At 65.2% G+C, this 14826-nt stretch carries 12 protein-coding genes; 6 read left to right on the top strand and 6 right to left on the bottom strand.

Translation table 11 applies throughout. The features are described from left to right. Positions 1 to 48 precede the first annotated feature (48 nt). The 3 genes from IVB40_RS02350 to IVB40_RS02340 form a co-directional block, all read right to left on the bottom strand. Positions 49 to 2625, bottom strand: coding sequence for a ligase-associated DNA damage response DEXH box helicase (locus IVB40_RS02350; RefSeq protein WP_247817997.1), 2577 nt, complete (start codon positions 2623 to 2625; stop codon positions 49 to 51). Positions 2626 to 2899: 274 nt separating this feature from the next. Then, positions 2900 to 4129 (bottom strand): ABC transporter substrate-binding protein, encoded by a 1230-nt coding sequence (locus IVB40_RS02345; RefSeq protein WP_247817996.1) that lies wholly within the window; start codon positions 4127 to 4129, stop codon positions 2900 to 2902. Between the two features lie 114 nt (positions 4130 to 4243). Further along, the gene (locus IVB40_RS02340; RefSeq protein ID WP_247817995.1) at positions 4244 to 5170 is read right to left on the bottom strand and encodes a methyltransferase domain-containing protein; all 927 of its coding nucleotides are present in this window, start codon (positions 5168 to 5170) and stop codon (positions 4244 to 4246) included. A gap of 66 nt (positions 5171 to 5236) precedes the next feature. On the opposite strand from IVB40_RS02340, the gene IVB40_RS02335 reads away from it, so the two are divergent. From IVB40_RS02335 to IVB40_RS02315, 5 genes are all read left to right on the top strand, one after another. Further along, entirely contained in the window at positions 5237 to 6274 is a 1038-nt protein-coding gene (locus IVB40_RS02335; RefSeq protein ID WP_247819647.1) for a ligase-associated DNA damage response exonuclease, read from the top strand. After that, complete coding sequence (locus tag IVB40_RS02330) at positions 6271 to 7929, top strand: cisplatin damage response ATP-dependent DNA ligase (protein ID WP_247817994.1); 1659 nt, start codon at positions 6271 to 6273, stop codon at positions 7927 to 7929. Before IVB40_RS02335 ends, IVB40_RS02330 begins: the two co-directional genes overlap by 4 nt. A 121-nt stretch (positions 7930 to 8050) precedes the next feature. Next, entirely contained in the window at positions 8051 to 8353 is a 303-nt protein-coding gene (locus tag IVB40_RS02325) for a DUF6460 domain-containing protein (RefSeq protein WP_247362992.1), read from the top strand. Between the two features lie 78 nt (positions 8354 to 8431). Then, on the top strand, positions 8432 to 9166 hold the full coding sequence (locus tag IVB40_RS02320) for an MBL fold metallo-hydrolase (protein ID WP_247817993.1): 735 nt from the start codon (positions 8432 to 8434) through the stop codon (positions 9164 to 9166). Between the two features lies 1 nt (position 9167). After that, a complete protein-coding gene (locus tag IVB40_RS02315) occupies positions 9168 to 10499 on the top strand; it encodes an MATE family efflux transporter (protein WP_247464276.1) in 1332 nt (443 codons plus the stop codon). Between the two features lie 100 nt (positions 10500 to 10599). Here the strand turns inward: IVB40_RS02315 and IVB40_RS02310 are convergent, their stop codons facing one another. Continuing rightward, complete coding sequence (locus IVB40_RS02310; protein ID WP_247283123.1) at positions 10600 to 11697, bottom strand: quinone-dependent dihydroorotate dehydrogenase; 1098 nt, start codon at positions 11695 to 11697, stop codon at positions 10600 to 10602. Further along, the gene (locus IVB40_RS02305; RefSeq protein WP_247283121.1) at positions 11694 to 12038 is read right to left on the bottom strand and encodes a DUF952 domain-containing protein; all 345 of its coding nucleotides are present in this window, start codon (positions 12036 to 12038) and stop codon (positions 11694 to 11696) included. Before IVB40_RS02305 ends, IVB40_RS02310 begins: the two co-directional genes overlap by 4 nt. 204 nt (positions 12039 to 12242) lie before the next feature. Between IVB40_RS02305 and IVB40_RS02300 the strand changes: the two genes are divergently transcribed. Continuing rightward, positions 12243 to 12896, top strand: coding sequence for a helix-turn-helix transcriptional regulator (locus IVB40_RS02300; RefSeq protein WP_247817992.1), 654 nt, complete (start codon positions 12243 to 12245; stop codon positions 12894 to 12896). 127 nt (positions 12897 to 13023) lie between these two features. Here IVB40_RS02300 and IVB40_RS02295 read toward each other — a convergent pair whose 3' ends face one another. Further along, positions 13024 to 14667: a lysine--tRNA ligase gene (locus IVB40_RS02295; RefSeq protein WP_247817991.1), complete on the bottom strand. Its 1644-nt coding sequence runs from the start codon at positions 14665 to 14667 to the stop codon at positions 13024 to 13026. Positions 14668 to 14826 lie beyond the last annotated feature (159 nt).

Raw genomic sequence — 14826 nt, 5'->3', positions numbered from 1 at the left:
CGTTATCCCCTGAAACCAGCGCGCCTGCCGTCACGTCAAAACCTGCTCTTATCCCATCGCCTCTTTGACGAGCTCGTCGGCGGCTTCGGCCAGGAGCTCGTCTCCAGCTTCGCCATAAACTGACTCGCGGCCGATTTCCAGCATCACGGGGACCGCGAGCGGCGAGACGCGATCGAGTTCCCGATGTGTGATGCGGCCCTGGATGCGGGTGAGCATGTCGCTGAGACGGCGCAGATCGAGCAGGCCGGTGGCGGCATCGGCGCGCGCGGCGCGCAGCAGCACGTGATCGGCCTGGTGTTTTCGCAAGACGTCGTAGACGAGATCGGTCGAGAACAGCACCTGGCGACGGCTCTTCTCCTCGCCAGTGTGCCGGCGCGCGATCAGGCCGGAGATGATCGCGCAATTGCGGAAGGTGCGCTTCATCAGCGCGGATTCGGCGAGCCAGGCTTCGAGGTCGTCGCCGAGCATGTCGGGATCGAACAGCGCGTCGAGGTCAATCCTGCCGTCCCGGATCATGAAGGATAGGTCGCCGAGCGCCCAGACCGCGATCGCATATTCGTTGGCGACGAAGCCGAGCGGCCTGGCGCGGGCGCGCTCCAGCCGCCGCGTCAACAGCATGCCGAGCGTCTGGTGCGCGAGACGGCCTTCGAAGGGGTAGCAGACGATGTAATGCTTGTTGGCGCGGGGAAAACTCTCGACCAGCAGCTCGCGCACTTCAGGCACGCGCGAGACATCCTTCTGCAACGACAGCCAATCGCGCACCTGCTCCGGCAAGGCGCCCCACGCGCGCCCGTCGTCGAGCAGGCGGCGGACCCGTTCGGCAAGGTAGGTCGAGAGCGGAAACTTGCCGCCCATGTAGGACGGCACTTTCGGGTCCTTGTCGTTGGCGCGCGAGACGTAGACCTGGTCCTCGACCAGGGTCTCGTAGCGCACCACCTCGCCTGAGAACACGAACGTGTCGCCGGGACTGAGGCCCTCGATGAAGGCTTCCTCGATCTCGCCGAGCAGCCTGCCGCCGCGCGCGATCACGCCCGTCGAGCCGCCTGCCTTGCCTTGGCCGCCGCCGCGCGAGCGCACCAGCCGCACCTTCAGCATGTCGTCCTCGACGATGGTGCCGACATTCATCCGGTAGCTCTGCCGCACCCTGGGATTGGCGACGCGCCAGCGCCCCTTCTTGTCCTGCTTGATGCGGGCGAAGCGCTCATAGGTCTTCAGCGCGTAGCCGCCGGAGGCGACGAAATCGACCACGTCGTCGAAATCCTGCCGCGTGAGATCGGCGTAGGGCGCGGCGGTGCGCACCTCGTCATAGAGCTCGTCGGTGAAAAACGGTTCGCCGCAGGCGCAGCCGAGCACGTGCTGGGCCAGCACGTCGAGTGCCCCGATCCGCAGCGGCGGCGTGTCCTGCGCATTCTCCGCGATGGCGTCGATCGCGACGCGGCACTCCAGCACCTCGAAGCGGTTCGCCGGCACCAGCACCGCGCGCGAAGCTTCGTCGAGCCGGTGGTTGGCGCGGCCGATGCGCTGCATCAGGCGCGAGGAGCCCTTGGGCGCGCCGATATTGACGACCAGATCGACGTCGCCCCAGTCGACGCCGAGGTCGAGCGAGGAGGTGCAGACCACGCCGCGCAGTTTGCCCGCCGACATCGCATCCTCGACCTTGCGACGTTGCGCGACGTCGAGCGAGCCGTGATGCAGCGCGATGGCAAGGTTGTCGTCGTTCATGCTCCAGAGGTTCTGGAACAGCATCTCGGCCTGGCTGCGGGTGTTGACGAAAACAAGCGTGGTCTTGTTGGCCTTGATCAGCTCGTAGATCTCGGGAAGCGCATGGCGCGCGCTGTGGCCGGCCCAGGGCAGGCGCTCGCGCGTGTCCATCATCTCGACCAGCGGCGGCGCCGCGCCGCCGGCAATGACGATGTCGGCCGCCGCTTCCTTGCCGCCGGGCTGCGGCACCAGGAAGCGCGCCAGCGATTCCGGCTCGGCCACGGTCGCCGACAGGCCGATGGCGCGCATCTGCGGCGCCAATCGCCACAGCCGCGCGAGCCCAAGAGACAGAAGATCACCGCGCTTGGACGTCACCAGCGCATGCAGCTCGTCGAGCACGATGCGCTTCAAGGAGGAGAACAGGAACGGCGCGTCGTCGGAGGACAGCAGCAGCGCGAGCTGTTCGGGCGTCGTCAGCAGGATATCAGGCGGATAGCGCCGCTGCCGCTGCCGCCGCGATGTTGGCGTGTCGCCGGTGCGGGTCTCGATCTTGATCGGCAGTCCCATCTCGGCGACCGGACGCTCGAGGTTGCGCGCGATATCGACGGCGAGCGCCTTGAGCGGCGAGATGTAGAGCGTGTGCAGGCCGCCGCTGCGTTGCAGGCTGCGGCCGGTGGAGACCACCGATGTCGCCGAAGCTTTGGGCGCAGAGCTCAGCTCCACCAACGTCGGCAAAAATCCCGCCAGCGTCTTGCCGGCGCCCGTCGGTGCGATCAGCAGCGCGGACCGGTCCTCGCGCGCCTTCTCCAGCAGCGCCAATTGATGCGCGCGCGGCGACCAGCCGCGGGCTGCGAACCACGCCTGGAAGCGGTCGGGCAACAGCGCGGCAGGCTCGGCCGAAGATTTGCGGATGCGGGGCGGCACGCATCACAGGTAAGCCGTGGGGTGGGTTCGTCGAGGGGTGGGGTGAACGGCGAGCGCGATCCTGCCATTCCCCCTCCCCTTCTGGGAGAGGGTGGATCGCCGCGAAGCGGCGAGACGGGGGAGGGGTTCTATCCACGCACGATACAGCGAGTACGCGGAGAAAGACCCCTCATCCGGCGCTATAGCCGAAGCTACGTTTCGGCGTTCTTAAGAACGGCGGCCGGAGGCCGCCTACGCCACCTTCTCCCACAAGGGGAGAAGGAAGAAAGCTCCCCTACTCCGACATCGGCTTGTCGGAGATGTCCCAGTCCTTGCCGGTAAAGGTGGAGATGAAGAGCGTCTTCATCGGCGTGTAATCGTCAGGCGTGTAGTCGCAGGTGACGCCGTCGAGGAAATAAGGCGAGTGGAAGCCTTTGAGGTTGGAGGCCTGCTTCAGCACGTTGGCGCGGGTGAGCTCGTCGCCGCAGCGACGCAGGATCTCGCCCATGGTGACGGCCTGGCCGTAGCCGGCGAAGGCGATGGTGTTGTCCTGATCGATCGCCGGCGTGTACTTCTTGCGCAGCTCCTCGAACGCCATCACGTCGGGGTCCTTCTCCCATTTGGGCAGGCCGACTTCCTTGTTGTAGCGGATGGCGACGATGCCGGCGGCGTTCTCGAGCCCCGCGGCATTGAGGATCGAGCGGCCGGTCGAGCCGGCCGACAGCAGCTGCAGCGGCTTCCAGCCGAGCTCGGCCACTTTCCGGATCGACTGCGACGAGGCCTTGCCGGTGGAGATGTTGTAGAAGACGTCCGCACCCGACTTCGAGAGGTTGATGAGTTGGGAATCGACGGTCGGATCGGTCAGATCGTAGGTCTGCTCCATAATCACCTTGGCGGTGCCGCCGGAATCTTCCAGAACCTTCTTGAAGGGCCCGAGGAAGTCGCGGCCAAAATCGTCGTTCTGATAGAGGATGCCGACCTTGGCATTCGGCTTCACGCTGAGGACGTGCCGCGCCAGGATGCGGGCTTCGGTCGGATAGAGCGGCAGGCCCGCCATCGTCCATTTGAACTCTTTCGGATTATTCCACTTGGAGGCGCCGGTGTTGAGCAAAAGCTGCGGCACGCCCTTTGAGTTCAGATATTTGTGCACGGCGGTTTGCGGCGCGGTGCCGAGCGAGCCGTAGAGCGCGAGCACCTCTTCCTGTTCGACCAGGCGCCGCGTCGCCTCGACGCATTTCGGCGCGCTGTAGGCATCGTCCATGGTGAGGAATTTGACCTTGCGTCCGTTGATGCCGCCCTTCTCGTTCAGCATCTGGAAATAGGCTTCGCCGATGCGCCCGAGCACGCCGTAGAGCGAGCCGGGGCCGGAATGCGGCACGGTCTGCCCGATCTTGATCTCGGTGTCGCTGGCGCCGGCATCGTATTTCTTCTCCGCGGCCCAGACGGAGGGCGCGGACAAGGTGGATGCCGCGATGGTGGCAAGCGCGGCGGCGCTGAAATCGCGCCGCGATGGATTCTTCGTCATTATTCGTTTCTCCCTGGTGCGCGCATTGTGCTGGCATCGCCGCACGGCTCGCAAGTGGGAAGTCACGGCTTTGCGACGCAATGACGCTTAAACCGCCGCATATAGCGCCTAGACTCAAGTTTTCTCGGCGACCACGACGAGGCCGCGCACCGGCTCGTTGTTCTCGGTGCGTGGCGAGGCCTGCTCCAATGTGAGGAGCTTGAAGCCGGCCTGCGCCATCGTATCGCGCACATATTCCGCCGAATGGGCATAGCGCAGGCCGTCGCCGAGCACGATCCCGCTGCCGTCATGGGTCTCCAGCGTGAACGCAAGCACGCCGCCGGGCGCGAGCACGCGCCTGGCTTCACTGAGCACCGGGGCGAGATCGGGGAGATAGACGAACGCATCGGACGCGACGACGAGGTTCGTGCTCGCATCGCTCCTGCTGCGCAGGCCCTCGATCATGTCGGCGACTTCGAGCTCGGCATAGAGGCCGGTGGCGCGCGCCTCCTTGACCATGCCGGGCGACAGATCGATGCCGATGAACTGGTCGACCTGTTTTGCGAAGGCGGCGGCCGCAAGCCCCGTCCCACATCCGAGATCGATGGCGCGCTTGAACAGGGCGGGCTTCTTCGCGGCGACGCGGGCAGCCACCACCGCCTTGAAGATCAACGACGGCGCGCGATAGCCGAGATCGTTGATCAGAACGTGCTCGAAGCGCGGCGCGTATTGATCGAACAAGGCCTGCACATAGGCCTTTGGCATCTCGGACAATTGCGCGTCGCCGAGGCGCATCAGATGCAGATGAGCGCCGTGCTGATCGCTCGGGTCGGACTCGCGCGATTTGCGAAAGGCCGCAATCGCCTTGTCGCGCTCGCCGAGTTGCGCGCAGATTTCGCCGAGCGTGAACCAGGCCGAGGTGAAATTCGGCGCAAGCTCGATGGTCTGCTCCAGCAGATCGGCAGCGGCCGCCAGATCGCCCTTGAGCTGAAGATCGCGCGCGAACTCGAAGCGGCGGTCGGCCATGAGATCGCCGGAGGTCAGGAACAGGCGCAGGGGCATTGGGGAACCAGGAAGCGAAGTGGGCGGGTGACTCGAAGATGCGGGATCGCGACCTATATAACAGGCGTGCGTCCGCAAGACATCCTGCTGCCAGTTGCTGCCGGCCTATGCTGCAAGCCGGGCGGCTTCCATATCGACCCCGTCCGGCCGGTCGAGCGGGCCGTGATCACCCATGGCCATTCCGACCATGCCCGCGCCGGCCACGGCGCGGTGCTGGCGACGCAGGAAACGCTGGACATGATGCGGCTGCGCTATGGCGAGAATTTCGCCGGCTCGACGCAGGCGATCCGCTATGGCGAGGAGATCCGGCTCGGCGACGTCAGCGTGAAGTTTCACCCGGCCGGCCATGTGCTCGGTTCGGCGCAGGTCGCGGTCACCTGCAAGGACACCTGCATCGTCGCCTCCGGCGACTACAAGGATGCACCCGACCCGACCTGCACGCCGTTCGAGCTGGTATCCTGCGACGTCTTCATCACCGAGGCGACGTTCGGACTGCCGGTGTTTCGGCATGGCGATGCGGCCGATGAGGTCAAGAAGCTGCTGGCTTCGGTGGCGCTGTTTCCGGAGCGCGCGCATCTCGTCGGCGCCTATTCGCTCGGCAAGGCGCAGCGCGTGATCGCGCTGCTGCGCCAAGCCGGCTACGACGCGCCGATCTATCTGCATGGCGCGATGGAGAAGATCACGCATTACTATCAGAGCCGCGGGATCGAGCTCGGCGAGTTGCGGCCGGTGAAGGGGGTGAAGAAAGCGGCGCTCGCCGGCACCATCACGCTGGCGCCGCCCTCTGCGACATCCGATCTCTGGACCCGGCGGTTTCCCGATCCGGTCACGGCATTCGCCTCCGGCTGGATGCGGGTGCGCGCCCGCGCGCGGCAACGCGGCATCGAGCTGCCGCTGGTGATCTCGGATCACGCCGATTGGGACGGCCTTACCGCCACGATCGCGGCGACCGGTGCCGGCGAGATCTGGGTCACCCACGGCCAGGAAGACGCGCTGGTGCATTGGTGCCAAAGCAAGGGCTTGCGGGCGCGGCCGCTCGATCTCGTCGGCTACGGCGACGAGGAGGAGACCGAGACCCCGCTCGCTGACGAGGCCGAAGCATGAACCGCTTCGCCGAACTGCTCGACCGCCTCGCCTACGAGCCCGGCCGCAACAACAAGCTGCGCCTGATCACCAGCTATTTTCGCGAGGTCGCCGATCCCGACCGCGGCTACGCGCTGGCCGCGCTGACCGGTGCGCTCAGCTTCAAGCACGCCAAGCCCGCATTGATCCGCGACCTGATCGCCTCGCGCACCGATCCGGTGCTGTTCGGGCTGAGTTACGATTATGTCGGCGATCTCTCCGAGACGGTGGCGCTGATGTGGCCGAAGGCCATGGGTGTCCACAACAACCCGCCACCCCCAACCCTCACCGAGGTCGTCACCACGCTGCGCACGCTCGGCAAGACCGAGCTGCCAAAACAGATCGAGCGCTGGCTCGACGAGTTGGATGAGACCGGCCGCTGGGCGCTGTTGAAGCTCGTAACCGGCGCGTTGCGCATCGGCATCTCCGCGCGCTTGGCCAAGACTGCGGCCGCGGCACTCGGCGACAAGGACCCGCATGAGGTCGAGCTGATCTGGCCCGGTCTCGCGCCGCCCTATCTCGACCTGTTCGCCTGGCTGGAAGGCCGCGGCGACAAGCCGGTCAATCGCGATCCCGCGCCGTTTCGCCCGGTGATGCTGGCGCATGCGATCGAGGACACGGATTTCGCCGCGCTCGATCCCGCCGACTACATCGCCGAATGGAAATGGGACGGCATCCGCGTGCAGGCGGTCGCCGGCCTCGACGAGCACGGCCAGATCACCGCGCGGCTCTATTCGCGCACCGGCGAGGACATCACCGGAAGCTTTCCGGATCTCGTGCCGGCGTTGCGGCTACCCGGCGCCATTGACGGCGAGCTTCTGATTCTGCGCGAAGGGCGCGTGCAGAGTTTCAATGTTCTGCAACAGCGGCTCAACCGCAAGGTCGTGTCTCCGAAGCTGATCAAGGAGTTTCCAGTTCATCTGCGCGCCTACGATCTGCTCGGCGACGACGAGAATGATCTGCGCGAGCTGCCCTTTGCGGAGCGGCGCGAACGGCTGGAGACCTTCATCGAAAAGCTCGACGATTCCCGCATCGATCTCTCGCCCACCGTGCCCTTCGCAAGCTGGGAGGCGCTGACCGCCGCACGCGCCGATCCCGCGAGCGCTGGTGCGGGCGAAGACGCGGACGCCGTCGAAGGCGTGATGCTGAAGCGGCGCGATGCCCCCTATCTGCCGGGACGGCCGAAGGGACAGTGGTGGAAGTGGAAGCGCGATCCGCACATCATCGACGCCGTGCTGATGTATGCGCAGCGCGGCCACGGCAAACGCTCGTCCTACTATTCCGACTACACCTTCGGCGTCTGGACCGCAGGCGCGGGCAGTGACGAGCTGGTGCCGGTCGGAAAAGCCTATTTCGGCTTCACCGACGAGGAGTTGCTCCAGATCGACCGCTTCGTGCGTCGCAATACCACCGAAAAATTCGGTCCCGTCCGCCACGTCGTGCACGAGCCGGACAAAGGCCTGGTGCTGGAGGTCGCCTTCGAGGGGCTGCAGCGCTCACCACGGCACAAATCCGGCGTCGCGATGCGCTTTCCCCGCATCAGCCGCTTGCGCTGGGACAAGCCGCCGCGGGAGGCCGACCGACTGGAAACGCTGGAAAAGATGCTGAAAGCGGAGGCGGCGGAGATTGAGGCTTAAGAAGCCCCGGGCGTGTGCTTGCCCGAATTAAAATCCCGTAAGCCGATTGACGCCCCCTCACGGGTTCCCCATGTCCACCGCCTTGCCCTATGATAGGGTCGAATCCCCTGAGGAGTTTGAGATGGCCCACGACGTCAGAGATTTGCCGGCCGGCCGCAGTGATGGCCTGAACCGCTTTCTCGGCGGCTCGCCGCTGGCGGTCGCGTTTCGCTTGGTGCTGCTCTCGATCCTGGTCGGCGTCGTGCTGGCGACGATCGGCTTCGATCCCTGGAATATTCTCTACAGCATTCGTCTCTTGTTCCAGCGGTTGTGGGATCTCGGCTTCGATACCGTGAACTGGCTGTGGCGCTACTTCCTGCTCGGCGCTGTCATCGTGATCCCGATCTGGCTGCTGATGCGCGTTTTCGGCGCGCCGCGCAGGTAAGTCGTTAGTTCTGAGCATGGTCTTGTCGGAAAACCGCTTCACACTTTTCCGGATCATGCTTTAGGGAGCTCGCAGCCGATGCAATTGCGCTTTGTCGGCTGCGGCGACGCCTTCGGATCGGGCGGCAGGCTCAACACCTGCTTCCACGTCTCGGGGCGCGAAGCCAACTTCCTGATCGATTGTGGCGCGTCGGCTTTGCCGGCGCTGAAGCGGCTCGAGATCGACTGCAATGAGATCGATCTCATCCTGATCACGCATTTCCACGGCGACCATTTTGCGGGGCTGCCGTTTGTTCTGCTCGACGCGCAATTCTCGCGGCGGACGCGGCCGCTCACGATCGCCGGCCCCAAAGGCATCGAGACGCGGCTGCGTGCGGTGATGGAGGCTCTGTTCGAGCACTCCTCGAAGACGAAACAGCGCTTCGAGCTGTCGGTCGTCGAGCTCGCGCCCGAGCAGAGCCAAAACTTCGGCGCGGTGACGGTGACGCCCTACCCCGTCGTGCACGGTGAATCCGGCGGACCGTTCCTCGCTTATCGCGTCGAAGCGGAAGGCCGCACGCTGGCCTACAGCGCCGATACCGAATGGACGGAGACGCTCATTCCGTTGGCGCATGGCGCGGACCTTTTCATCGCCGAGGCCTATATGTACGAGAAGGTGGTCAAGAATCACCTCAGCCTGAAGACCTTGGAACAGCACCTTCCCGAAATCGGCGCAAAACGGCTCGTGCTCACCCATATGAGCGAAGACGTGCTGTCGCGCCTCGACGACATCGCCCATCTCGCCGCCGAAGACGGCATGGTGCTCGTGTTCTGACATGCACGCACCCGTTCACGTGAAGATCGGTTCCCGTCAGGTCTTCGCCATCGCAGGACCTGCGATGGTCGCGAACCTCACCACGCCGCTGATCGGCGTGGTCTCGACCACCGCGATCGGACGGCTGGACGATGCCGCGCTGCTCGGCGGCGTCGCCATCGCGTCCGTCATCTTCGATTGCCTGTTCTGGCTATTCGGCTTCCTTCGCATGAGCACGCTCGCCTTCACGGCGCAGGCGCTCGGCGCCGGCGAGACGCGCGAGCTGACCGCGATTCTGGTGCGCGGCTTCATCGTCGCGGGCCTGATCGGCATAGCCCTGATCGCGCTGCAACTGCCGCTGGCCGCCGTGCTGTTCGACCTGATGGGCGGCAGCGAAGGCGTTACGCGCGCGGCGAAAACCTATTTCGTGATCCGGATCTGGTCGGCGCCACTGGCGCTCGCCAATTATGTCATCCTCGGCTGGCTGGTCGGCCAGGCCCGCGCCAATCCGGCGCTCGCGCTCCAGGTCGTCATCAATCTCGTCAACGCGGCGGCGACGATCCTGCTGGTGCTGGTCTACGACACCGGCATCGCGGGTGCTGCGATCGCCGCACTGCTATCTGAAGCGGCCGGATTCGGGCTCGGCATGATGGTCTGCCGCCGCTATGCGGACGGCGGGTTCGCGGTGCCATACGCAGAGCTGTTCGACCGGACCAAGCTGATGCGGCTGCTGGCGGTGAATTCCGACATCCTGATCCGCACCGCGGCACTGATCGCCGTGTTTCTGTTTTTCACCGCCAAGGGCGCACGGGCTGGCGACGTCACGCTGGCCGCCAATTCCGTGCTCAACAATTTTCTGCTGGTCAGCGCCTTCTTCCTCGACGGTCTAGCGAACGCAGCCCAGCAGCTTTGCGGCCGTACGCTCGGCGCACGCGACGCGAGGGGATTTGCGGATTCGACCCGGCTGGTGCTGCTATGGGGGCTCGGCTTCGCGCTGGTCGTGTCCGCGCTGTTCGCGCTGTTTGGGCCGAATTTGATCGATGTCATGACGGCGAGCGAGGCCGTCCGTCGCGGTGCGCGGGAATTCCTGCCGTTCGTCGTGCTTGCGCCCATTCCCGGCGTGTTCGCCTTCGGCTTCGACGGCATCTATATCGGCGCGACCTGGGCGCGCGAGATGCGCAATCTGATGCTGGCCTCGCTCGCGATCTTCCTCGCCACATGGTGGGCGCTGCAATCGTTCGGCAATGCCGGGCTGTGGAGCGCGCTGATCGCCTCCTACGTCTCGCGCGGCGGCTTGCAGGCCGCGCGCTATCCGGCGCTGTACAGGAAGACGTTTCCGAAGCAGTCGCTGTAACGCGTAGCCCGGATGGAGCGAAAGCGTAGTCCGGGGCCTTCGCGTCCGCGGATCGAATCCCGGATTGCGCTTCGCTCCATCCGGGCTACGCCGCGAAGAGCTACATCCCCGGCCAGGTTTCCGCCGTCAACGTGGCGGCGTCGGAGCCGACGATCTCGGAGAGAGAATCCCGCCCGGTGCGCAATAGGGTTGAGGTGAGGTCGCGCTTGATCTCGTCGACGAGGCCGAGGCCCTTGTAGACCAGCGACGAATAGAGCTGGATCAGGCTCGCGCCGGCGCGGATTTTCGTCAGCGCGGCGCCGCCCGAATCCACGCCGCCGACGCCGATCAGGGGGAATGCGCCCTCGACGCGCACATAGGTCTCGGCGACCATCCGCGTCGACAGCCGGAACAGCGGCCGGCCTGACAGGCCGCCCTGCTCCTTGGCGCGCATCTCCTCGCGCAGCGTGCTCGGCCGCGCGATGGTGGTGTTCGACACGATCATGCCGTCGACCCGGCGCGAGCGCGCGACCTGCACGACGTCGTCGAGCTGGGCGAGGCTCAGATCCGGCGCGATCTTGAGCAGCACCGGCGTGTCGCCGGCGCTCTCGCGCACCCGCTGGCGCGCGTCGATCACCCTGGCGAGGAGATCGTCGAGCAGCGCGCCTTCCTGCAGATTGCGCAGGCCCGGCGTGTTCGGCGAGGAGACGTTGACGGTGAAATAGCTCGCGACCGGCGCAAAGGTCTCGATCAGCTTGACGTAGTCATTGACGCGATCGGGCGAATCCTTGTTGGCGCCGACATTGACGCCGACGATGCCGCCGTGCTGCGCGCGCGCCGCGAGCCGGCGCAGGGCGGTCTCCGCGCCGTCATTGTTGAAGCCCATGCGGTTGATCACGGCCTCGTCGCGCTCCAGGCGAAACAGCCGCGGCCGCGGATTGCCGCTTTGCGGTTTCGGCGTCACCGAGCCGATCTCGACGAAGCCGAAGCCGAGCCGCAGCAGCGCATCCGGCACTTCGGCGCTCTTGTCGAAGCCCGCGGCCATGCCGATCGGATTGGGGAAGTTGAGCCCGAAGGCACGCACCGCGAGCTTGGGATCGTCAGCCTGCGGCTTGCCCGGCGGCAGGAAGCGCAGGCCCTGGATCGCGAGGCGATGCGCATCCTCCGGATCGAGCCAACGCAACACCGGCAGCGAGAGAGCGTCGAAAGCGCGGATCACGGGGCAAGCTCCGGAACGTCGTGGCCGCCGTCGGAGCGCGTGTTGAGGTTCATCACGGCCATCACAGCGCCGAGATCGAGCTCGCCATAGAGATGCGGAAACAGCTCCTCATTGCGCGAACGCTCCCAGCGCAATGCGCTGCCGAGCGCATCGCCGTCGACCTCGACCAGGAACAGCGCGCGCTGCCCAACATAATGCCTCTGCAGGGTCTCGGGAACCTGGGATGCGGTCGAGAAATGGATGAATCCGTCGCGCGAATCGTCCGCGCTGCCGCGGTAGACACCCTGCCGTTCCGCCTCACGCCAGGCCGAGGCCGGACAGATTTTGTAGATCTTGACCACCGCTTACGCAGTCCTGTTTGCCCGTGGAGACAGCTCTTTGAGTCTCCTGGGGATTTTCGTCTCTCGTGGGTCGTTAAATCCCGGGCGGGACCGTAAAGGCCACCCCTGCCGAACTCAAGACTTAGACGCCGCCTCTTGCACCGAAAACGGAAAACCGATTGATTTGAGGATAGTTTTCCTGAGTTGCGACGGGCTGGACCTTCCATGGTCAGACAGGCCAAAGCGCAGAGGATGCTCTCTCACGACCAGATCTGGGGCGCGCTGGATCGGCTGGCGGAGCGTGCCGGCCTGTCACCGTCGGGCCTTGCCAAGCGCGCCGGGCTCGATCCCACCACCTTCAACAAGTCCAAGCGCGTCACCTCCGACGGCCGCGAGCGCTGGCCCTCGACCGAATCGATCGCGAAAGCGCTGGCGGCGGCAGATTCCTCGATCGACACCTTTGCCAGACTGGTCGGCGACGAGACGGGCGGCGGCCGCTCGGTGCCGCTGCTCGGCTTCGCGCTGGCGAGCGCGAGCGGCGCCTTCGACGAGTCCGGCTTTCCCATCGGCAAGAGCTGGACCGAGTTTGCGCTTCCCACCGCCAAAGACAGCCACAGCTTCGCGCTGCAGATTTCCGGCGAAGCGCTACAGCCCGCCTATCGCGACGGCGACGTCATCCTGGTCTCACCCGGCACACCGGTCCGCAAAGGCGATCGCGTGGTGGTGAAGACCAAAGCGGGCGAGGTCACGGTGGCAACGCTGAAGCGCCGCACAGCAAAGGTTCTGGATTTGCAGCCGCTCGATCCGCCACAGCCCGAGCGGACGATGGCAGCGAGCGAGGTTGCGTGGATCGCAAGGATCGTGTGGGCGAGCCAGTGAGGGGTGCTCCGCTGTCATTCCCCGCGAAAGCGGGGAATCCAGTACGCCGCGGCGTCTCGGTTCAGCACGGCGGTCTCTGGAATACTGGATCGTCCGCCTTCGCGGACGATGACGGTGAGTGCTGGACTCACGCACTCCGCGCCAGCGCGCCGTCGATCATGTTCACCGCGTTCTGCACGCCATACACCGCGACAAAGGAGCCGAAGCGCGGGCCTTTTTCCTGGCCGAGCAGCACCTGGTAGAGCATGTTGAACCAGTCGAGTGTCACGCCGGGACGGCCGTCCTTGCCCTTCTTGACCTGGTCGAGGAACGGCTCGCGGCGGCCGATCTCGTAGACGACGTTCTGGATGTCCTCGGCCGAGGCGTCCTGCGGAAGCTGCGATAATGCATCCCGCAGATCCTGCAGCGCCGCGCGCTCGGTGTCGGTCGGTTCGCGGAACGTCTTCGTCGGCGCGACGAAGTCGCGATAATAGTTGATGGCATAGCCGACCATCGCATCGAGCTTGGGATGCGTTTGCGGGCTCACGCCGGGCCGGTAGCGGCCAATGAAACCCCACAGCGTCTCGGCATTCTCCGCATTCGACGACGACACCAGCGTCAGCAAGAGCTGGAACGTGACGGGCATGTCGAACTTCGGCGGATGGCCGCTGTGGACATGCCAGACCGGATTGCCGAGCTGCTGCCTGGCGTCCTGCTTGGCAAAGCCGTCGATGAATTGCTGGTAGTCGTCGACGTTGCGCGGGATGACGTCGAAATACAGCCGCTTGGCCGCCTTCGGCTCGCGATACATGAACAGCGACAGCGATTCCGGCGAGGCGTAGCGCAGCCATTCGTCGATGGTGAGGCCGTTGCCCTTCGACTTCGAGATCTTCTGGCCCTTGTCGTCGAGGAAGAGCTCGTAGTTGAAGCCTTCCGGCGGCGTGGCGCCGAGCGCCCTCGCGATCGCGCCGGAGAGTTTGACCGAGTCGATCAAATCCTTGCCGGCCATCTCGTAATCGACGCCGAGCGCGACCCAGCGCATCGCCCAGTCGGCCTTCCACTGGCACTTGACGTTGCCGCCGGTGACCGGTGTCTCGACCTCCTGGTTGGTATCGGGATCGAGATAGGTCACCGTGCCGGCCGCAACGTCGCGGCGGATCATCGGCACCTGCAGCACGACACCCGTGGTCTTGCTGATGGGGAGGAACGGCGAATAGGTCGCGCGGCGGTCGGGTCCGAGCGTCGGCAGGATGATCGCCATCACCTTGTCGTAGGCAGCTAACATCTTGAGCAGCGTCGCGTCGAAACGGCCGGACGTATAATAGTCGGTCGAGCTCGCGAATTCGTAGTCGAAGCCGAAATGATCGAGGAAGGCGCGCAGCCGCGCATTGTTGTGGTGCCCGAACGACGGATATTCGTTGGTGAACGGATCCGGCACGCGGGTCAGCGGCTTGCCGAGATGCACGGCCAGCATCTCCTTGTTGGGGACGTTGTCGGGCACTTTCCGAAACCCGTCCATGTCATCGGAGAACGCGAGCAGGCGGGTCTTGATCTTGTTTTCGGTCAGCACATGAAAAGCGTGCCGCACCATCGAGGTGCGCGCGACCTCGCCGAAGGTGCCGATATGCGGCAGGCCTGATGGCCCGTAGCCGGTCTCGAACAGCACCTCGTCCTTCGGGCTTTTCTTCAGCCGCGCGACAATGGCCTTCGCCTGCTCGAATGGCCAGGCGTTGGATTGTTCGGCGAGCGCACGCAGATCGCTCGGGTTCGCGGCAAGATCGATAACGGACATCTAAGGGGCCTCCGGGGCGCGGAAAATAGCGATTTCCAGGCAGAATGCAATTTTGCGGGGTACTGCCACCGCGCCGTCATTGCGAGCGAAGCGAAGCAATCCAGACTGCCACTGCGGAAACAGCCTGGATTGCTTCGTCGCAAGGGCTCCTCGCAATGA

It is taken from the genome of Bradyrhizobium sp. 40, from assembly GCF_023100925.1.
Classification (GTDB): Bacteria; Pseudomonadota; Alphaproteobacteria; order Rhizobiales; family Xanthobacteraceae; genus Bradyrhizobium.
The sequence above is the reverse complement of the archived record's forward strand: the minus strand, read 5'-3'. Positions and strand labels throughout refer to the sequence as shown.